The 19,425-nt window shown below is 68.8% G+C and carries 14 protein-coding genes; 8 read left to right on the plus strand and 6 right to left on the minus strand.

Features of this window, described 5'->3' with window-relative positions:
* Nucleotides 1-9 precede the first annotated feature (9 nt).
* The 4 genes from KHC28_RS18370 to groEL all read right to left on the minus strand — a co-directional run bounded on the left by KHC28_RS18370 (nucleotide 10) and on the right by groEL (nucleotide 5,738).
* A complete protein-coding gene (locus tag KHC28_RS18370) occupies nucleotides 10-894 on the minus strand; it encodes an ABC transporter permease (RefSeq protein WP_214009765.1) in 885 nt (294 codons plus the stop codon).
* Nucleotides 895-1,147: 253 nt separating this feature from the next.
* On the minus strand, nucleotides 1,148-2,353 hold the full coding sequence (locus KHC28_RS18375; protein WP_214009766.1) for a hypothetical protein: 1,206 nt from the start codon (nucleotides 2,351-2,353) through the stop codon (nucleotides 1,148-1,150).
* Nucleotides 2,354-2,416: 63 nt separating this feature from the next.
* Nucleotides 2,417-3,541 carry an ABC transporter ATP-binding protein gene (locus KHC28_RS18380; protein WP_214009767.1) on the minus strand — a complete coding sequence of 375 codons (1,125 nt, stop codon included), beginning with the start codon at nucleotides 3,539-3,541 and terminating at the stop codon, nucleotides 2,417-2,419.
* A gap of 316 nt (nucleotides 3,542-3,857) precedes the next feature.
* A complete protein-coding gene (groEL, locus tag KHC28_RS18385) occupies nucleotides 3,858-5,738 on the minus strand; it encodes a chaperonin GroEL (RefSeq protein ID WP_312893249.1) in 1,881 nt (626 codons plus the stop codon).
* On the opposite strand from groEL, the gene KHC28_RS18390 reads away from it, so the two are divergent.
* The 4 genes from KHC28_RS18390 to KHC28_RS18405 all read left to right on the plus strand — a co-directional run bounded on the left by KHC28_RS18390 (nucleotide 5,640) and on the right by KHC28_RS18405 (nucleotide 12,300).
* Nucleotides 5,640-7,652 carry a hydantoinase/oxoprolinase family protein gene (locus tag KHC28_RS18390; RefSeq protein ID WP_312893250.1) on the plus strand — a complete coding sequence of 671 codons (2,013 nt, stop codon included), beginning with the start codon at nucleotides 5,640-5,642 and terminating at the stop codon, nucleotides 7,650-7,652. The two genes, groEL and KHC28_RS18390, sit on opposite strands and share 99 nt — an antisense overlap.
* Before the next feature lie 11 nt (nucleotides 7,653-7,663).
* On the plus strand, nucleotides 7,664-9,469 hold the full coding sequence (locus tag KHC28_RS18395) for a hydantoinase B/oxoprolinase family protein (RefSeq protein ID WP_214009770.1): 1,806 nt from the start codon (nucleotides 7,664-7,666) through the stop codon (nucleotides 9,467-9,469).
* A 14-nt stretch (nucleotides 9,470-9,483) separates the two neighbouring features.
* Nucleotides 9,484-11,280, plus strand: coding sequence for a hydantoinase B/oxoprolinase family protein (locus KHC28_RS18400; protein ID WP_214009771.1), 1,797 nt, complete (start codon nucleotides 9,484-9,486; stop codon nucleotides 11,278-11,280).
* 78 nt (nucleotides 11,281-11,358) lie between these two features.
* Nucleotides 11,359-12,300 carry an aminotransferase class IV gene (locus KHC28_RS18405; RefSeq protein ID WP_214009772.1) on the plus strand — a complete coding sequence of 314 codons (942 nt, stop codon included), beginning with the start codon at nucleotides 11,359-11,361 and terminating at the stop codon, nucleotides 12,298-12,300.
* 26 nt (nucleotides 12,301-12,326) lie between these two features.
* Here KHC28_RS18405 and KHC28_RS18410 read toward each other — a convergent pair whose 3' ends face one another.
* A complete protein-coding gene (locus KHC28_RS18410) occupies nucleotides 12,327-13,286 on the minus strand; it encodes a carbohydrate kinase family protein (RefSeq protein ID WP_214009773.1) in 960 nt (319 codons plus the stop codon).
* Nucleotides 13,287-13,626: 340 nt separating this feature from the next.
* Between KHC28_RS18410 and KHC28_RS18415 the strand changes: the two genes are divergently transcribed.
* The 4 genes from KHC28_RS18415 (at nucleotide 13,627) to KHC28_RS18430 (ending at nucleotide 17,762) form a co-directional block, all read left to right on the plus strand.
* Nucleotides 13,627-14,100, plus strand: a complete 474-nt coding sequence (locus tag KHC28_RS18415) for a (2Fe-2S)-binding protein (protein ID WP_214009774.1) — start codon at nucleotides 13,627-13,629, stop codon at nucleotides 14,098-14,100.
* A 7-nt stretch (nucleotides 14,101-14,107) separates the two neighbouring features.
* Complete coding sequence (locus KHC28_RS18420) at nucleotides 14,108-16,300, plus strand: xanthine dehydrogenase family protein molybdopterin-binding subunit (RefSeq protein ID WP_214009775.1); 2,193 nt, start codon at nucleotides 14,108-14,110, stop codon at nucleotides 16,298-16,300.
* A gap of 109 nt (nucleotides 16,301-16,409) precedes the next feature.
* Nucleotides 16,410-17,435, plus strand: a complete 1,026-nt coding sequence (gene tehA, locus KHC28_RS18425) for a dicarboxylate transporter/tellurite-resistance protein TehA (RefSeq protein WP_214009776.1) — start codon at nucleotides 16,410-16,412, stop codon at nucleotides 17,433-17,435.
* Between the two features lie 114 nt (nucleotides 17,436-17,549).
* Nucleotides 17,550-17,762: a cysteine rich repeat-containing protein gene (locus KHC28_RS18430; RefSeq protein ID WP_214009777.1), complete on the plus strand. Its 213-nt coding sequence runs from the start codon at nucleotides 17,550-17,552 to the stop codon at nucleotides 17,760-17,762.
* A 127-nt stretch (nucleotides 17,763-17,889) separates the two neighbouring features.
* Here the strand turns inward: KHC28_RS18430 and KHC28_RS18435 are convergent, their stop codons facing one another.
* Nucleotides 17,890-19,422 (minus strand): tripartite tricarboxylate transporter permease, encoded by a 1,533-nt coding sequence (locus KHC28_RS18435; protein WP_214009778.1) that lies wholly within the window; start codon nucleotides 19,420-19,422, stop codon nucleotides 17,890-17,892.
* Nucleotides 19,423-19,425: the final 3 nt, after the last annotated feature.

Below are 19,425 nucleotides of genomic sequence, written 5' to 3' on the forward strand. Positions count from 1 at the left end.
CGGCCTCCCTCAGCGGCGCATGGCGACGAACATGGCGGCAAGATCGATCCGCCGGTGGACGACGCGGATCAGCGCCACGAGACACAGGCCGAGCAGCAGCACGACCAGCGTCGAGAGCGCCGCCGCCGTCGGGTATTTCAGCTGCTGCAGCGCCGAATTGACCGAATTGCCGAGCAGGTCGACGAAGCCGCCGCCGAGCAGTTGCGGTTCGACGAAGGCGGCCATCAGCGGCACCAGAGTGAAGACGATTCCGGCGACGATGCCGGGCAGCGCCAGCGGCAGGATGACGTTGAACAGGGTCTGCGCCGGGCTGGCGCCGAGATCGCCGCTGGCCTGGATGAACTCGTCGTCGATCAGCGCGATCGACATGAAGATCGGGAACACCATCGGCGGGAAATAGGTGCCGAGCAGGCCGAAATGCACGGCGAACTCGGAATAGAGCAGCCATTCCACCGGCTGGTCGACCAGCCCGAGCGACATCAGCGCGGTGTTGATGGCGCCGGTGGTGCCGAGGATCGAGCGCCAGACGATGATGCGCGAGGCAGCGTCGAGGAAGAAGGGGATCGTCAGCAGGGTGATGACCGCCGCCTTGACCGTCTTCGAGCGGCAGCCCTTGGCGAGCCACAGCGCGAAGGGAAAAGCGAGCAGGAACTCGATCACCGTCATGGTGAGCGCGACGCGCAGCGTGCGCACCACCGCCATCCAGCGGCCGGAATCGATCAGCGAGATCCAGGTCGCCAGCGTCGGCTCGTAGACGACACGGAACTGGCGCACCTGAAGGAAGCTGAACAGCACGATCACCACCAGCGGCACGATCACCAGAAGCGACCAGAACAGCAGGAAGCCCGGCACCATCAGCCGCGACGGCGACAGCCCGTCGAGCACGCGTTTCATGAGCGACCGGCGTGTGCCGGTATCCTGTGGGCCGGCGTCTTGATGATCGAGGATCGCGGTCATCGGCAGGGTTCCCTGAGCGTCGCAAGGCCGGGACGGAGACGGAAAGCCCGCCTGCCCATGGCGGGTGCCGCGCGGCCTCGCCGCGGCACGGGCAAGCGGTCTCCTGCAAGCTCCTGCAAGCGAACTCTTGTTAGGAGACCACTTGCAGGCGGGCTGGGCCCGCTCCGGCGCGGCCGGAGCGGGCGTCGCGTCAGGCGTTGAGGAAGCGCTGCCACTCCTCTTCCATCACCGCAGCGTTCTCCGGTACGACCTTGCAATAGAAGGGCTTCTGGAACTTGCGCTTCACCTTCTCATCGGTCCATTTCAGGTTGTCGATATCGGCCTGCGACCAGCCATGGTCGATGGCGTACTGCACGCCGAGATCCATGTTGGGGCCGGCATAGCCGCGCTCCTTGGCCTGGTAGGCGCGGTACTCGCCGCCGAGGAAGTAGTTGAGCAGCTTGTAGATGTTGGCGACGTTGTCGCGCTGCATGGCGGCGGTGGCGACGTTGGCGCCGTGGCCCCAGAGATAGTAGCCCTCGACGGTGAAGGCGTAGATGGTGGCGTTCGGCCCCAGCGCGTTGTTGGCTTCCTTGGTGGCCGGCTCCCAACAGTTGATCATGTCGACCTCCTTGTTGGAGAGCAGCTGCACCTGCTCCTCGAAGGCCGAGAAGATGGTGCGGAAATGCCCGGCCTTCTTGCGCTCGACCAGATAGTCGGCGACCACGCGCGCCTTGTCGGCCGGCAGGTCGGCCGGATCCTCGACGTCGAGCCGGCCGTGATGCTTGAGGAAATTCGCCGTCTCCGACATCGATTGCAGCCAGCTGCGGTCGATGGCGACGCGGCCCTTGACCTTCTCGCCCTCGAAGAAGGTGGTCCAGGGGATCTCGTCCATGCCGTTCGGATTGGCGTCGATCGCCGCGGCGAAGTAGCCGAAGCAGTCGCCATTGCCGATCACCGGCACGCCATACTGCTTGTCGTTGGCGCGCAGATAGGCGGCGCGCTTCCACGCATCCGGGGTGCGCTCCCACAGCGTCAGCTCGGGATTTTTCTCGTCGATCTCGGCAAAGAAGCCCTCGGGACCGAGGATGTCCTCCGAACCGCCGTCGAAGATGAAGATGTCGTGGGTCTGCCCGAGATTGTTGCCCATGACGTCGCGCATGAACACGCCGATATCGGCGTTGGTCGGCGTGTAGTCGATGGAGAGGCCGGTGGACTTGGTCATGATCGACCAGTCTTTGAGCTGGGCGGTGGTGACGCCGTAGCCCTTGACCGTCTGGCCGGCAGCCCAGGCCTCCTGCGAGATGCCCGGCATCACCGAGGCGGCGGCGCCGAGCGCCGACATGGAAAGCACGGTACTGAGGAAGTCGCGACGTGACATGTCGAAGTCGGATTTAGCGATCTTGCCGTCTGTCATTACGGTCTCCTTCGCCGGTAAGGCGTGCTGGAAGGGTGTTGTTTTTCGCGGGTTCAGTACTCTTCAGGCGTTCATCACTATGCAGTCGCCCTTCTTCCATCGGACGAAGGACGGGTGCCGGGCCGACGAGGCCGCATCCCAGATGCGGGCCTTGAGCGGACCGAGCGCGGTCTTGACCGTTCGGTCGAGATACTTACCCTTGTAGATCGAGGCCTCGGCCACGCAGTCGAGCACGTTATGCTCCCCCGAGGCGTCGGGCGGCGCGTCGCTGAGTTGCAGCCATTCGGCGCGCATGCCGACCGCCACCTTGGCGCCCGGCTGCGGGGCGGACTTGCCGGTCCAGCGCCCGTCGATGCGGCGCTCGCCCACCGCGACGCTGGCCCAGCCATCGGACACCGCGACGAGTTCGCCCTCGAAGCAGTTGTCGACGCCCATGAATTTGGCGGCGAAGCTGCTGATCGGGCTGTCGAAGATCTCCGCCGGCGGGCCGGCCTGCTCGATCTTGCCCTTGCGCATCAGGATGATGCGGTCGCTCATGGTGAGCGCCTCTTCCTGGCTGTGGGTGATGTAGATGAAGGTCATGCCGAGCTGCTTATGCAGCTGCATCAGCTCCACCTGCATGTCGACGCGCAGCTTCTCGTCCAGCGCGCCCAGCGGCTCGTCGAGCAGGAGGATCGCCGGGCGCGGCACCAAAGCGCGGGCGAGCGCCACGCGCTGGCGCTGGCCGCCGGACAGCTGGTGGACCTTGCGGTCGTACATCTCCTGAAGCTGCACCAGGCGCAGCGCCTCGCGGGCGCGGGCCTCGCGATCCTTCGGCGGCACGCCACGCACCTTGAGGCCGTATTCGACATTGGCGCCGACCGTCATGTGCGGGAACAGCGCGTAGTTCTGGAACACGGTGGTGCAGTTGCGCTGGAAGGCCGGCACCTCGCGCACGTCGACGCCTTCGAGCTTCAGCGTGCCGACGCGATAGGGCTTCTCCAGCCCGGAGATCAGCCGCAGCAGCGTCGTCTTGCCCGAGCCGCTCTCGCCGAGAATGGTGAGGAACTCGCCGGGCGCCGCCGAGACGCTGACATTGTCGAGGGCGACGACGCCGTCATAGGCGTGGACGGCGTTGACGATCTCCAGAATGGGCGGTGCCGACCGGGCGGCGGCAGGGGCATCTGCGAATGTCGTCGAGCTGGACAAGGAACCGGACCTCCAGACAGCGTGGGCCTCGCAATCTGTGATCACAACGCAATCATCGTGCCATGTGCGAAAAAGCGCATTTTGCCCTCATCGACCGGCATGAGACGATATCTGGCTATTTCATGAGCGAAATTCGAAATGATTAAATCTTGTTCGATTGCCTAGGGCGAAAGGGCAATTTCGTGCATTCGAGGCTCGGAGGATGTCGGATCGCCGGCCTTACGGCGGAGAGGTGCGCGCCGGCGATCCGCCGATTTCGGCAAGCTGGATTCCGCCGCGGAAGAAGGCGGCGGATCCGGTTGCCGGGCGGTCCCGCCTATTTCGAGATCGACACATCGACGGCAAGAAAGGTCGCGGCGAAGGACACCGCCGCGCGCAGGGCGCCCGCCAGGATGCGTGCCGGCTCCGGCGCGGTATCGCCCGGGACGAGCGCGCGCGCCTCGACGTCAAAGGCCGGATCTTCCGCGGAACTCTCCAGCATGCGGGCGATGGAGGCGCCCTCAAGCCCGGCATTGCCGGCAATCGCCGCCAAGGGCTGCGACAGCGCTGCGGCGAAGACGGCGCCGACGGCCCGCCCCGCCTCGCCCGCCGGCAACGCCGCCCGGCCGCGTCGTCCGGCATGAATGAGCGCAGCCGCGCCTCCGGGCACGACGCCGCCCGCCGCGCTCGCCCGCAACGCCGCAGTGGCGGAGCGGGCGCGCGCCTCGCGGAAGGCGATCTCGGTCTCCGTGGCGCCGCCGATCCGCAGACGGGCAATGGCGGCGCCGAACCGCGCCAGGCGAGCCTGATGCTGTTCCCGGTCGAAGGCGAGATAGCGCTCCTTGCGGACCTGCTGGCGGATCGCCTCGCAGCGCGCGGAAATGGCGTCTTCGCTGCCCTTGCCACCGACGAGGTGAGTGGCCTGGCGGGTCATGCGCACCGCCTCCGCCCGCCCCAGCATGGCAGGCCGCAGGCCATCCAGCGTGGTGCCGAGCGCGGCGCCGATGACGGTCGCGCCGGTCGCCACCGCGATGTCCTCCAGTTGCAGTGCCCGCCACGTCCCGGCGCCGGGCGCCTTCATCGGCGCAACCTTGAGGCCGTTCTGCCGATTGGCGATCAGCGTCGCCATCGCCTCGCCGTCGAAGCTGTCGGCGACGATCAGCAATGGCTTGCCGGATTGCGCGATCATTTCGAGGATCCGCGCCACCGAGGCGAAGCTGTCGATCGGCCCCTGATGCAGCAGGATCAACGGATTGGCGAGCTCGATGCGCTGGCTCTCGGCATCGGTGAGAAAATGCGGCGACAGCCAGCCCTGCGGGAAGCTCATGCCGGCCTCGACGCTCAACTCGTCGCCGACGCCATGCCCGGCCTCGATGGTGACGACCCCCTCCGCGCCTGCCCGCGCATGTGCCTGCGCGACCAGATGGCCGATGTCGCGATCGCCGCCTGCCGCGCGGGCGGCGATGGCATCGAGAAGAGCGGGATCCGTGACCGGGCGCGCGGCCGCTTCGATCTCGCCGGCGACGACGGCACCATGGGCGAGCAGGGTCTCGCGCAGGGCGGGAACTGAAATTCCCGTTTGCAGCTGGCGAGTTGCGCCCCGCAGCAGCGCGCGGGCGAGGATGAGGGCGCGGGCCGTGCCATCGCCCGCCTGCGCGTCGACATCCGCCGCCAGCTGGCGCATGGCGACCGCGCCGGCCCGCAGTCCCGGCTGGTCGAATTCGACCTCCTTCGCAATGGCATAGCCGCCGCGCAGCAGGGCTGGGCGGGTATGAAGCCGCGACGACAGAACCGCCCGGCCGGCGGGGCCGATATTGGTCGCCACCACATCGGCCACAAGGTCGATGCCCTGCATCAGCGGCCGCTTCGCCCCGGCATCGAAACGCACTGTCGCTGCATTCACATCCCGCTCCTTGCACCCATCTCGGCCACGCATTTCCCGACGCATCGACCACGCCATCGCCCCATATGGCACGATGGTTGCTTTCGATTTCAAGGGAAAACTGTGATCACAGTTATTCCGATTTTGCCGAAGATTTTGCCCAAGATTCACTACGAGATGAGGTCGAAAGCGATGCGTCTGGCGTGTGATACAGGAGGTACCTTCACGGACCTCGTCGTGGAGAACGGTGAGGAAATCCGGCTGTTCAAGGCGTCGACGACGCCGGACGATCCGGTGCGCGGCGTCCTCAACGCCCTGACGCTGGCCGCCGAGCACTTCGGCGAGGACCGCACGGACTTCCTCGCCCGCGCCGACATGTTCATCCACGGCACCACCCGCGCGATCAACGCCATCCTGACCGGCAACACCGCGCGCACCGCCTTCCTCACCACCGAGGGCCATCCCGACGTGCTGGTGATCCGCGAGGGCGGGCGCATCGAGCCGTTCAACTTCACCGTTCCCTATCCCGAGCCCTATGTGCCGCGCCGGCTCACCTTCGAGATCCCCGAGCGCATCGAGGCCACCGGCAACGTCCGCACGCCGCTGGACGAGGCGGCCGCGCTCAAGGTGATCGAGAAGCTGAAGACGCTGAAAGTGGAGGCGGTGGCCGTCTGCTTCCTGTGGTCGATCGTGAATGCCGAACATGAGAAGCGGATGGGCGAGCTGCTCGCCGAGCACCTGCCGGGCGTGCCCTTCACGCTGTCGCACGCGCTCAACCCGACGCTGCGCGAATATCGCCGGGCGTCGGCGACCGCCATCGACGCCTCGCTGAAGCCGCTGATGTTCGACTATCTCGACAGCCTGACGCGACGTCTGCGCGAGGCGGGCTTTGCCGGCCGCACGCTGATGGTGACCTCCGGCGGCGGCATCATGGACGCCGAGGCGGTGGCGCGCGCGCCGATCCACTCGATCAATTCCGGCCCGGCCATGGCACCGATCGCCGGCCGCTTCTACACCGACCGCGACTTCGATCATGCCGAGGCCATCGTCGCCGATACCGGCGGCACCACCTACGACGTCAGCCTGGTGCGCGACGGCCGCATTCCGTGGACCCGCGAGACCTGGATCGGCCAGCGCTTCCGCGGCCACATGACCGGCTTCCCCTCCGTCGACGTGAAGAGCATCGGCGCCGGCGGCGGCTCGATCGCCTGGGTCGACGATGGCGGGCTGCTGCGGGTCGGCCCGCAGAGCGCCGGCTCCACCCCCGGCCCGGTGGCCTATGGCAAGGGCGGCACCGAGCCGACCGTCACCGACTGCTCGATCATCCTCGGCTATATCGACCCCGACTTCTTCCTCGGCGGCACCATGGTGCTCGACCGCGAGGCGGCCCGGAAGGTGCTGAAAGAAAAGATCGCCGACCGGCTCGGCCTCAGCGTCGAGGAAGCCGCCGCCTCGGTGCTGACGCTGGCGACCGAGAAGATGGTCGGCGCCATCGACGAGATCACCATCAACCAGGGCATCGACCCCTCCAACGCCGTGCTGATCGGCGGTGGCGGCGCGGCGGGGCTGAACGCGGTGGCGGTGGGGCGGCGGCTCGGCTGCGCCGGGGTGCTGATCCCCGAAGCCGGCTCGGTGCTGTCGGCGGCCGGGGCGCTGATGTCGGACATCTCCTCCGACTACGCCCAGATGCACTACACCACCAGCCGGCGCTTCGCCTATGATCAGGTGAACGCCGTGCTCGCCGAGCTGGAGGCGCGCTGCAAGGCGTTCGCCGAAGGCCCCGGCGCCGGGGCGCTGAAGGTGACGACCGAGTTTTCGGTCGAGGCGCGCTACATGCACCAGATCTGGGAGATCGAGGTGCCGATGGGCCTCAGCCGCGTCAAGGACGAGGCCGACCTCGAGGCGCTGAAGGAGGCGTTCCACGCCACCCACAAGATGATCTTCGAGATCACCGACCCGGATTCCGACATCGAGTTCGTGACCTGGCGCGCCAAGGTGGCCTGCAAGATCCGCGAGGGCGGCACCGGACGGCTGCCGGCGCAGGAGGTGGCGGCGCAGATCGACAAGCGGCCGATCTATTTCACCCAGACCGGCTGGACCAACGCCCAGGTGGTGCGCTTCGAGAGCATGCCGCCGAACGCGCCCGTCACCGGCCCCGCCATCATCGAATCCTCCTTCACCACCGTCGTCGTCGACCCCGGTACGCATGCGCTGCGCACCGATGGCGGCGGCCTGAAGATCACCTTCTAAGGGGCAGCCGGATGAACGTGAACGTCAGCATCCGCCGCACCGACGGCGTGAAGACGGCGATCCTCGCCAGCCGCTTCGAGAGCATCGCCCGCAAGATGCAGAACACCCTGTTCCGGACCGCCCGCTCGGGCATCCTGAACACCGCGCACGACTTCTCCTGCGTGATCCTCACCGCCGATTGCCGCCTGCTGGCGGCGGCGGAGAGCCTGCCCAGCCACACGCTGACCGGGCCGGACATCATGTGCCGCTACGTGATGAAGTATCATCCGAAGCTGCGCCGGGGCGACTGCTTCCTGCACAACAGCCCCTATGAGGGCAACTCGCACGCCGCCGACCATTGCCTGATCGTGCCGGTGATCGACGAGGACGGCATCCTGCGCTTCTTCGTGCTCGCCAAGGCGCACCAGGCCGATTGCGGCAATTCCCGGCCCTCGACCTATCTCGGCGACGTCGCCGACGTGTTCGAGGAAGGCGCGCTAATCTTCTCGGCGGCGAAGATCCAGTCCGACTACCAGGACAATGAGGACCTGATCCGCATGTGCCGCGCCCGCATCCGCGTGCCGGAACAGTGGTGGGGCGACTACCTCGCCACGCTGGGCTCGGTGCGCATCGGCGAGCGCGAGATACTGGAACTCGGCAAGAGCTTCGGCTGGGACGAGCTGGAGGACTATGCCGAAAGCTGGTTCGACTATTCCGAACGCAAGATGGCTGACGCCATCTGCAAGCTGCCCTCCGGCAAGCGGCTGGTAACGACCGCCCACGACCCCTTCCCCGGCATTCCCGACGGCATCCCGGTGAAGGCGGCGGTGGAGATCGACAGCGAGGCCGGCATGATCCGCGTCGACCTCACCGACAACCCGGACTGCCAGCCCTGCGGCCTCAACCTCACCGAGGGTACCTCGATGAGCGCCGCCATGGTGGCGATCTTCAACAGCCTGATCGACCACACCGTGCCGGTGAACGCCGGCAGCTTCCGCCGGCTGGACATCCGCATCCGCAAGAATTGCTGCGTCGGCATCCCGCAGCATCCGGCCTCCTGCTCGGTGGCGACCACCAATCTCGCCGACCGCGTCGCCAACCCGGTGCAGCGCGCGCTTGCCGAGATCGCGCCGGGCTACGGCATGGCCGAGACCGGGCCGATCATGCCGCCCGGCATGGGCGTCATCTCCGGGCGCGACCCGCGCCACGACAACGAGCCCTTCGTCAACCAGGTGCATATCGGCGTGACCGGCGGCGCCGGCACCCCGGTGACCGACGGCTTCCTGTCGATCATCCATGTCGGCAATGCCGGCATGTGCCATCTCGACTGCATCGAGGTGGACGAGCTGCACCACCCGGTGTTCATCGCCGGCCGCCGGCTGGTGCCCGATACCGAGGGTGCCGGTACCTTCCGCGGCGCGCCGTCCATGCTGGCCGAGTTCGGCCCGATCGACGACTGCGCGATGAAGGTGCTCTACACCGCCGACGGCACCATCACCCCGGCACTCGGCACGCGCGGCGGCGGCGCCGGCGGCAAGACCAAGGCCCGCAAGCGCGGGCTGGATGGCAGCCTCACCGAACTGCCGGCCTGCTACGGCGCCGAACTCAATGCGGGTGAGATGATCGTCTCCTACTCCTCCGGCGGCGGCGGCTACGGCTCGCCGCTGGAGCGCGATCCCGCCCGCGTGCTGCACGATCTGCGCGAGGGCTGGATCACCGCCGCCCGCGCCGACGCGGTCTATGGCCTCGTCACCACCGGCCGCGCCGAGGACGACACGCTGGCCGTCGACGTCGCCGCCACCACGGCCCGCCGGGCCGCGCTGGCCTCCGTCGCGTGAAGGGAGAGGGTACCATGTCGATCATCACCAAGACGCTCGAGGCGCCCGCCACCGGCGTGCGCATGGCAATCATCTCCAACCGCATGGAGGGCATCGCCCGCAAGATGCAGAACACGCTGTTCCGCACCGCGCGTTCGGGCGTGCTGAACACCGCGCACGACTTCTCCTGCGTGATCCTCACCGCCGACTGCCAGCTGCTGGCCACGGCGGAAAGCCTGCCGATCCACACGCTGATCGGCCCCGACCTGATGTGCCAATACGTCAAAAAGTACCACCCGGCGCTGAAGGCCGGCGACTGCTACCTGCACAACAGCCCCTATGAGGGCGACTCGCACGCGGCCGACCACTGCCTGATCGTCCCGGTGGTGGACGAGCAGGGCATCACCCGCTTCTTCGTGCTCGCCAAGGCGCACCAGGCCGATTGCGGCAACTCGCAGCCGACCACCTATATGGGCGGCGCCCGCGACGTGTTCGAGGAAGGCGCGCTGATCTTCTCCGCCGCCAAGATCCAGTCCGGCTACGAGGACAACCAGGACCTGATCCGCATGTGCCGCTCGCGCATCCGCGTGCCCGAGCAGTGGTGGGGCGACTACCTCGCCACGCTCGGCGCGGTGCGCATCGGCGAGCGCGAATTGCTGGCGCTCGGCAAGGAGATCGGCTGGGCGGCGCTGGAGGACTATGCCGAGGCGTGGTTCCAGTATTCCGAGGACAAGATGGTGCAGGCCATCTCCCGGCTGCCCTCCGGCAAGGTGACGGTGCAGTCCGGCCACGACCCGTTCCCCGGCGTGCCCAATGGCATCCCGGTCAACGTCACGGTGGAAGTGGACGCGGCGGCGGGGCGCATCACCGTCGACCTCACCGACAACATCGACTGCCAGCCCTCGGGCCTCAACCTGTCGGAAGGCTGCGCGCGCACGGCGGCGATGATCGGCATCTATAACGGGCTGATCGACCACAGCGTGCCGCCCAATGCCGGCAGCTTCCGCCGCGTCGACATCAGGCTGCGCGAGAACTGCGTCGTCGGCATACCCAGCCACCCGCATTCCTGCTCGGTGGCGACCACCAACCTCGCCGACCGCGTCTCGACGCCGGTGCAGCGGGCGATCGCCGAGATCGCGCCCGGCTTCGGCATGGCGGAGACGGGGCCGATCATGCCGCCGGCCATGGGGGTGATCTCCGGCAAGGACCCGCGCAGCGGCGAATCCTTCGTCAACCAGATCTTCCTCGGCGTCACCGGCGGGGCGGGCACGCCGGTGACGGACGGCTTCCTCACCATCATCCATTGCGGCAATGCCGGCCTGTGCCGGCAGGACAGCGTCGAGGTGGACGAGCTACACCATCCGCTCTTCGTCACCGATCGCCGGCTGCTGGCCGATACCGAGGGGGCCGGCACCCAGCGCGGCGCTCCCTCGATGCGGGCCGAGTTCGGCCCCATCGAGGGCTGCACCATGAAGGTGATCTACACCGCCGACGGCACGATCAACCCGGCGGTCGGCGCGCTGGGCGGCGGGCCCGGCGGGCTGTCGGACGCCTTCAAGCGCGAACTGGACGGCAGCCTCACCCGGCTGCCGGGCTGCTACGGCGTCGAGCTGAAGCCGGGGGAGACCGTCGTCTCGGTCTCGGCCGGCGGCGGCGGCTATGGCGAACCCATGCAGCGCAAGGCGGAAAGCGTGCTCGCCGACGTCCGCGAAGGCTGGATCTCGCCGGAACGCGCCCGCGAGGTCTACGGCCTCGCGGTAAGCGGCGCGGCCGAGGACGACACGCTCGCCATCGACGCCGCCGCCACCGCGACGCTGCGCGCCGGCGCCTGACGCCGGGCGCCCCTATCGAGATCGCGGCGGGACAGGTTTCCCGCCGCTGCTGTCGTCGCGTCCCCCAAACCGAACGAGATGAACGAGATGGAGACCAACCGCTTCGCCGCCGGCGCCGCCTATGTCGACGGCGCCTTCAAGCCGATGGCCGAGGCCGTCGTTCCGGTGAACGATTTCGGCTATCGCCGCTCGGACGTCACCTATGACGTCGTCGGCGTGTGGGAAGGCAATTTCTTCCGGCTCGACGACCACATCGCCCGCTTCCGCAACTCGATGAACGCGCTGCGGCTGAACCCGGCGGAGAGCGACGACGAGATCAAGGAGATCCTGCACAGGCTGGTCAGCCTCACCGGCCTGCGCTCGGCCTATGTGGCGATGGACTGCCTGCGCGGCGTGCCGATGCCCGGCAAGCTGCGCCACCCCGCCAATGCGCGCAACTATCTCGTCGCCTATGCGGTGCCGTGGATCTCCATCGTCACCGACGAGCAGTATGAGCGCGGCGTGCACATGATCATCGCCCAGACGCTGCGCATCCCGCCGGCGTCATTCGACCCCCGGGTGAAGAACTTCCACTGGGGCGATCTCACCGCCGGCCTGTTCGAGGCGCTGGACCAGGGCGCCGACACCGCCGTGCTGCTCGACACCGACGGCAACGTCACCGAGGGGCCGGGCTTCAACGTGTTCTCCATCACCGACGGCGTGGTGGCGACGCCGATCCGTGGCGGGCTCGACGGCATGACCCGCCAGTCGGTGTTCGAGATGTGCGAGGAGCTCGGCATTCCCTGCGTCGCCCGTGCGGTGCCGGCGGACGAACTGCGGCAGGCCGACGAGATCTTCACCTGCACCACCGCCGGCGGCATCATGCCGGTGTCGCGCATCGACGGCCGCATCATGGGCAATGACCGGCCGGGCGTCATCTCGTCGAAGCTGAAGGACCTGTTCTGGGCCAAGCGCGCCGAGGGCTGGCACGCCACGCCAGTGAAGTACGAGGCCGCCGTGGCGGAGCCGGCGGAGGCCTGAGCCGGCAGCCGAAGGCCAGTTCGCGCTCAGGCCAGCTCGCGCCGCCAGGGCGGATCGGCGCCGACGCGGGTGACGGAGATCGCGGCCGCCCGCACCGCGAAGTCGAGCGCTGCCAGCACGGCATCGCGGTCGAGGCGCGCCAGCGCATCGGGCGCCAGCGCGTCGCGCTCCGCCAGCGCGGCGAGGAAGCCGGCGTTGAAGGTGTCGCCAGCGCCGACCGTGTCGGCGACCTTGACCGCCGGCGCGGCGACGTGGCCCGTGAAGCCGGCGGCAAACGCATGAGCGCCCTGCCCGCCCGCCGTCACCAGCACCAGGCGCGGGCCCAGCGCCAGCACTTCGGCCGCCTGCGCGGCGATCTCGCCCGAGCCGACCAGCCAGGCGAGGTCCTCGTCGGACAGCTTGACGACGTGGCTGACGCCGATGAGCCGGCGGATGCGGGCGCGATAGGCCGCCTCGTCGCGGATGAAGCCCGGCCGGATATTCGGGTCGATCATGATCAGGCGGCCGCGCCCGTCGGCGGCGAAGCGCGCCGCCATGATCTCGATGGTGGCGCCGACCGGCTCGACCACCAGGCTGATGCCGCCGATGAACAGCGCGCCGACCTCGGCCGGAACCTCGGGGATGTCCGCCGTGGTCAGCATGCGGCCGGCGGTGTTCTCGTCGAGGAACAGGTAGCGCGCCTGCCCCTCGACCAGCGTCACGAAGGCCAGCGTCGAGGGCCGGTCGGCCGGACGGCACAGGCGGGCATCGACGCCGGCGTCGGCGAGCGCGGCGCGGAGCCGGTCGCCGAACATGTCGGTCGACAGGCCGTACCAGAACAGCGTCGGCACGCCGAGGCGGCCGGCGGCGATGGCGGTGTTGAACACCGCGCCGCCAGGCAGCGGCAGGAAGGCCTGCCCTTCCGGCGTCTGGCGCGGAACCATGTCGATCAGCGCCTCGCCCACGCAGAGCAGGGCCGGTGCCGCCGTCTTGTCCGCGCTGGTCATCCGCCCTGCCCCCCGTCGTTCTGTCGATCCGCGCCAAACGTCCCGACGCGGGACTCGGCTCGCCTCCACTGACTAGCATGCCCGCCGGCACCGCACGACGGCCTCCGAGACGGTCGGATCAAGCCATACCAAGGTATGTCGCCCTCGCCCGTTGGTTGCGGGTGTCCGAGACCGATGCGGCATTGAAGCCGGCATGCGCACCACGTCATAGATGCTATAGTTTCTAAACTAGGGTGCATCGCTGGCACGCGGACATACCCCGTGCGCGCCAGTTGCCGCCGCTCCCTGCGGCGACGGATGCGCCGGGATGCAACGCCTGAATGAAGTTGCGAGGTCCACGATGTCCTTTACGCTCAAGATCAACGGCACCAGCCACGAGGTCGATGTCGACGACGACACGCCCCTGCTCTGGGTGCTGCGCGACGTGCTCGGCATGACCGGCACCAAGTTCGGCTGCGGCGCCGCGCTGTGCGGCGCCTGCACCGTGCATATCGACGGCGCGCCGGCGCGCTCCTGCATCACCACCATCGACACCGTGGGCGATTCCGCGATCACCACCATCGAGGCGGTCGGCGCCTCGCCGGCCGGCCGGCACATCCAGCAGGCCTGGCTCGACCTCGAAGTGGTGCAGTGCGGCTACTGCCAGTCCGGCCAGATCATGTCGGCGGCGGCGCTGATCACCGACAACAAGGCGCCCTCCGACGACGACATCGACAACGCCATGTCCGGCAATATCTGCCGCTGCGGCACCTATGCCCGCATCCGTGAGGCGATCAAGCACGCCGCCACGGCGTATGCCGGCGAAGCGAAGTGAGGCGGCCATGCTGAACACCTACGCGCCCGTACAACCCGCTTCCGACACGCCGGCCCCGGGGCTTTCCCGGCGCTCCTTCCTCACCGCCAGCCTCGCCGCCGGCGGCGGCCTGCTGCTCGCCGTCAGCCTGCCGAGATTCGTCGGCGAGGCGCTGGCGGCCGACGGCCCCTTCGCACCGGATGCCTTCATCCGCATCGCCACCGACGGCACCGTCACCCTGGTGATGCCGCAGGTGGAGATGGGCCAGGGCATCTACACCGCGCTGCCCATGCTGATCGCCGAGGAACTGGAGATCGACCTCGCCGGCGTGCGGCTCGAACACGCCCCGCCGGACGGCAAGCTCTACACCAACCCGGCGATCGGCTTTCAGGTGACCGGCGGCTCGACCTCGATCCGCGGCTTCTACGAGCCGCTGCGCAAGGCCGGCGCCAGCGCCCGCACCATGCTGGTGGCGGCGGCGGCGCAGATGTGGGGCGTCGACCCCGCCTCCTGCGACGCCGCGAAGGGCGTCGTTCTCCACCCGGCCTCCGGCCGGCGGGCGACCTATGGCTCGCTGGCCGAGAAGGCGGCGGCGATCCCGGTGCCGAAGGAAGTCGCGCTGAAGCCGGTCGACAAGTTCAAGCTGATCGGCACCCCGGCCAAGCGGCTCGACGTCGCCGGCAAGGTCAACGGCACCGCGACCTACGGCATCGACGTGAAGCTGCCGGGCCTCAAGGTCGCCACCGTCGCCGCCTGCCCGGTGTTCGGCGGCAAGCTGAAGAGCGTCGACGACACTGAAGCGCGCGCCGTGAAGGGCGTGCGGCAGATCGTCAAGATCGACGACGCCGTCGCGGTGGTCGCCGACCATATGGGCGCGGCAAAGAAGGGCCTCGCGGCGCTGAAGATCGAGTGGGACGAGGGGCCGAACGCCACACTCTCCACCGAGGAGATCGTCAAGCAGATGGCGGCGCTGGCCACCTCGGGACCGGCTGTCGACGACAAGAAGGTCGGCGACGTCGCGGCCGCCGAGGCCGCCGCCGCCCGCACCGTCAAGGCAACCTACCAGATGCCGTTCCTCGCCCATGCCACCATGGAGCCGCTGAACTGCACCGTGCATGTCCGCCCCGACGGCTGCGAGGTGTGGGTCGGCTCCCAGGTGCTGGGACGGGCGCAGGCGACGGCCGCCGAGGTCACCGGCCTGCCGGCCGAGCAGGTGACCGTGCACAATCACCTGCTCGGCGGTGGCTTCGGCCGCCGGCTGGAGGTCGACAGCGTCACCCAGGCGGTGAAGATCGCCAAGCAGGTCGACGGGCCGGTCAAGGTGGTGTGGACGCGCGAGGAGGACATCCAGCACGACATCTACCGCCCCTATTATTACGACGAGTTCGCCGCCGGGCTCGACGCGCAGGGCAAGGTGACGAGCTTCCGCCACCGCGTGGTCGGCTCCTCCATCGTGGCGCGCTGGCTGCCGCAGGCCTTCGCCAACGGCCTCGACTTCGACGCGGTGGACGGCGCCGCCGGGCCGTACGGCTTCCCGAACCTGCACATCGACTATGTCCGGCACATGCTGCCGGACGGCTTCGTCACCGGCTGGTGGCGCGGCGTCGGCATCACCCACAACGCCTTCATCGTCGAGGGCTTCGTCGACGAGTTGGCCGTCGAGGCCAAGGCCGATCCGGTGGCGTTCCGCCGCGGCCTGCTGGCGAACGACGCGCGGGCGCGCGGCGTGCTCGACCTCGCGGCGGAAAAGGCCGGCTGGGGCACCACCCTGCCGGCGCGCACCGGGCGCGGCATCGCCGTGCTGTTCGGCTTCGGCACCTATATGGCGCAGGTGGCCGATGTCGAGATCGGCAAGGACGGCGCGGTGAAGGTGCGGCGCATCGTCTGCTCGGTCGACTGCGGCGTGGTGGTCAATCCCGACACGGTGAAGGCGCAGGTGCAGGGCGGCATCGTCTACGGCCTCTCCGCCGCGCTGTACGGGCAGATCACGCTCAAGGACGGGCGCGTCGAGCAGAGCAATTTCGACAACTACCAGGCGCTGCGCATCGAGGAGATGCCGGAGATCGAGGTGCATATCGTCGACAGCCGCGAGGCGCCGGGGGGTATGGGCGAGCCGTCGACGGCGGGTGTCGCTCCCGCCGTGGTCAATGCCATCTTCGCCGCCACCGGGCAGCGGCTGCGGCAGCTGCCGATCGACCCCGACCGCCTGAAGGGTGCCTGAGAAAGCGCCTGAGAAGGCGGCAAGAACGCGTCTCGCCATGCGTTTGCGATAGAGCGGACCCGACCGGTCCGCTCTATCGTGGCGGACACCGGGACGGGGGGCGAAGGCGATGGACCAGCGGGTCGACGGCAGCAAGGACACGGCACAAACCGCGCGCTCCATCGCCGTACCGCTGGTGCCGGCCTCATTCTTCGGCATGGTGCTGGGGCTCAACGGCCTCGGCGGCAGCTGGCGGGCGGCGCATGCGGTGTGGGGCCTGCCGGCTTTCATCGGCGAGGCGCTGATGCTCGCGGGCTCCACGGTGTGGGCGGTGCTCGCCGTGCTGTTCGCGCTCAAATGGATCTTCGCCCGCGACAAGGCGCTGGAGGAGGCCGCCCATCCGGTGCAGTGCTGCTTCATCGGCCTCGCCGGCGTCGGCGCGCTGCTGGTCGCCATTGCCGCCGCGCCCTATTCCCACGCGACGGCACTGGTGTTGCTGACGCTCGGCGCGCTGTTCACGCTCGGCTTCGCGCTGTGGCGCACCGGGCTGCTGTGGCGCGGCGAGCGCGACCCGGCGCACACCACGCCAGTGCTCTACCTGCCCACCGTCGCCGGCTCCTATGTGACGGCGATCGCCTGCGCCACGCTGGGGCTGAGCGATTGGGGCCAGCTCGCCTTTGGCGCCGGCGTGTTCTCCTGGCTCGCCATCGAATCCGTGCTGCTCGGCCGGCTCTACAACGCCTCGCCGCTCGCGCCGGCGCTGCGGCCGACGCTCGGCATCCAGTTGGCGCCGCCCGCCGTCGGGGCGCTCGCCTATCTCAGCGTGACGCAGGGGCCGCCGGACGTGTTCGCCCGCGCCCTCATCGGCTATGCGCTGCTGCAGACGCTGCTGCTGCTGCGCCTGTTGCCGTGGATCCTGCGCCAGCCGCTGTCGCCCGGCTACTGGGCCTTCACCTTCGGCTGCACCGCCTTCGCCACCGCCGCGCTCCGGCTGGTCGGGCGCGGCGAGAGCGGTGCCGTCGCCTGGCTGGCGCCCATACTTCTGGCCGGCGCGACGCTGGTGGTGGCGATCACCGCGCTGCACTCGCTGTGGCTGCTGGTCAACGGCCGGCTGCTGCCGCCCGCCGCCGCGCCGGCGCCTTCCAAGGCGGGATGAACGGCTTCTGCCGAGGTGCCGGCGGCCTCGTGGCGATGCGCCCAAGAATCGCCATCGCCGCCCCTGCCGGACTTGGCTAGACCGCACGGACCACTCTCGGGAGGAGACACGTCCATGCGCATCCTGCTTGCCGCCCTCGCCCTCACCGCCTCCATCGGCGCCGTCCAGGCCCAGGAGAGCGACCTCGCGAAATACTGCAAGGCCGACATCGACCGCCTGTGCCAGGGCATCCAGCCCGGCGGCGGCCGGCTGATGAAGTGCCTCAAGGCGCATAGCAAGGAAATGTCGGTCGGCTGCGCCCAGGCGCTGCAGAAGATGAAGGGCTGAGCGACCTTCGCTCCCCGGCACCTCGCCGCCGCAAAACGAAACCGCCGCCGCGCTCCCCCTCCTTCCCGGATGGAATTGAGCGCGGCGGCGGCTTGTCGTTGCCGTCCACCGGAATGTCGGCCGGCGGTCAGGCGCGCGAGCTCTCGCCGCCGGCGGGCACGCTGCGCCCGGAGCCGCGCACCAACTCGATCGCCTTGCCGATCAGCGGCCAGAACAGCATCACCAGCGCCAGGGTGGTGATGGTGCCGACCAGCTTGTTCGACCAGAAGATGCCGAGCCCGCCATCGAGCCCGATCATCGACTGGCGGAAGGCGTCCTCCGCCTTGTCGCCGAGCACGAGGGCCAGCGTCATCGGCGCCAGCGGGATGCCGGTCTTCTTGAACAGGTAGCCGACCACGCCGAAGCCGAGCATCAGCCAGATGTCGAACATGGCGTTCTGCACCGCGAAGGCACCGATGGCGCAGGACACGATGATCATCGGCGCGATGGTGGCGAAGGGCACGCGCAGCACCGAGGCGAACAGCGGCACGGTGGCGAGCACGATGATCAACCCGGCGATGTTGCCGAGATACATCGAGGCGATGAGCCCCCAGACGAAGTCCTTCTGCTCGACGAACAGCAGCGGGCCGGGCTGGAGGCCCCATACCATCAGGCCGCCGAGCAGCACCGCCGCGGTGCCGGAGCCGGGAATGCCCAGCGCCAGCATCGGCAGCAGCGCCGCGGTGCCGGCGGCATGGGCGGCGGTCTCCGGCGCCAGCACGCCCTCGATCTTGCCCTTGCCGAAGTTGGCGCCATCGCGGGAGAACCGCTTGGCAAGGTTGTAGCCCATGAAGGAGGCGGCGATGGCGCCGCCCGGCGTCACGCCCAGCCAGCAGCCGATGGCCGAGGAGCGCAGCAGGGTGAGCCAGTAGCGCGGCAGCGTCAGCCAGGTGCGCCACACCACCGACAGGCGGATCTTCGCCTCCTGCCCCTTGAAGGCGAGGTGCTCCTCCATGGCGAGCAGGATCTCGGAGATGCCGAACAGGCCGATCACCGCGACGAGGAAGTCGAAGCCGCGCAGCAGTTCGACCGAGCCGAAGGTCATGCGCAGCTCGCCCGACACCGTGTCCATGCCGACCGCCGCCAAAAGGAAGCCGAGCGCCAGCGAGATGATGATCTTGTGGCGGGATTCCTTGCCGAGGCCGACGAAGGTGCAGAAGGTCAGCAGGTAGACCGCGAAGAATTCCGGTGGCCCGAAGCGCAGTGCGAAGGTGGCGATCCACGGCGCCAGGAAGGTGATCAGCATCACCGCGGCGATGGACCCGAAGAAGGAGGCGGTGAAGGCGGCGGTGAGCGCCTCGGCCGCCTGGCCCTTCTGCGCCATCGGGTAGCCGTCGAAGGTGGTGGCGACCGACCACGCCTCGCCCGGGATGTTGAACAGGATCGAGGTGATCGCCCCGCCGAACAGCGCGCCCCAATAGATGCAGGACAACAGCACGATGGCCGAGGTCGGGTCCATGGTGAAGGTGAGCGGCAGCAGGATGGCGACGCCGTTCGGACCGCCCAGGCCGGGCAGCACGCCGACCAGAATGCCGAGGCAGATGCCGACCAGCATCAGCAGCATGTTGTGGAAGGTCAGCAGGACGCCGAAACCGTGGAGGAGGGATTCAAGAGCTTCCATCAC

It is taken from the genome of Ancylobacter sonchi, assembly GCF_018390695.1.
Classification (GTDB): Bacteria; Pseudomonadota; Alphaproteobacteria; order Rhizobiales; family Xanthobacteraceae; genus Ancylobacter; species Ancylobacter sonchi.

What these genes read in the sequence shown, in the direction of transcription:
- KHC28_RS18375 (WP_214009766.1), bottom strand. Translation starts at nt 2,353, where the DNA reads ATGACAGACGGCAAGATCGCTAAATCCGACTTCGACATGTCACGTCGC.
- KHC28_RS18370 (WP_214009765.1), bottom strand. Translation starts at nt 894, where the DNA reads ATGAAACGCGTGCTCGACGGGCTGTCGCCGTCGCGGCTGATGGTGCCG.
- KHC28_RS18405 (WP_214009772.1), top strand. Translation starts at nt 11,359, where the DNA reads ATGAACGAGATGGAGACCAACCGCTTCGCCGCCGGCGCCGCCTATGTC.
- KHC28_RS18430 (WP_214009777.1), top strand. Translation starts at nt 17,550, where the DNA reads ATGCGCATCCTGCTTGCCGCCCTCGCCCTCACCGCCTCCATCGGCGCC.
- KHC28_RS18400 (WP_214009771.1), top strand. Translation starts at nt 9,484, where the DNA reads ATGTCGATCATCACCAAGACGCTCGAGGCGCCCGCCACCGGCGTGCGC.
- KHC28_RS18415 (WP_214009774.1), top strand. Translation starts at nt 13,627, where the DNA reads ATGTCCTTTACGCTCAAGATCAACGGCACCAGCCACGAGGTCGATGTC.
- KHC28_RS18420 (WP_214009775.1), top strand. Translation starts at nt 14,108, where the DNA reads ATGCTGAACACCTACGCGCCCGTACAACCCGCTTCCGACACGCCGGCC.
- KHC28_RS18435 (WP_214009778.1), bottom strand. Translation starts at nt 19,422, where the DNA reads ATGGAAGCTCTTGAATCCCTCCTCCACGGTTTCGGCGTCCTGCTGACC.
- KHC28_RS18410 (WP_214009773.1), bottom strand. Translation starts at nt 13,286, where the DNA reads ATGACCAGCGCGGACAAGACGGCGGCACCGGCCCTGCTCTGCGTGGGC.
- tehA (WP_214009776.1), top strand. Translation starts at nt 16,410, where the DNA reads ATGGACCAGCGGGTCGACGGCAGCAAGGACACGGCACAAACCGCGCGC.
- KHC28_RS18395 (WP_214009770.1), top strand. Translation starts at nt 7,664, where the DNA reads ATGAACGTGAACGTCAGCATCCGCCGCACCGACGGCGTGAAGACGGCG.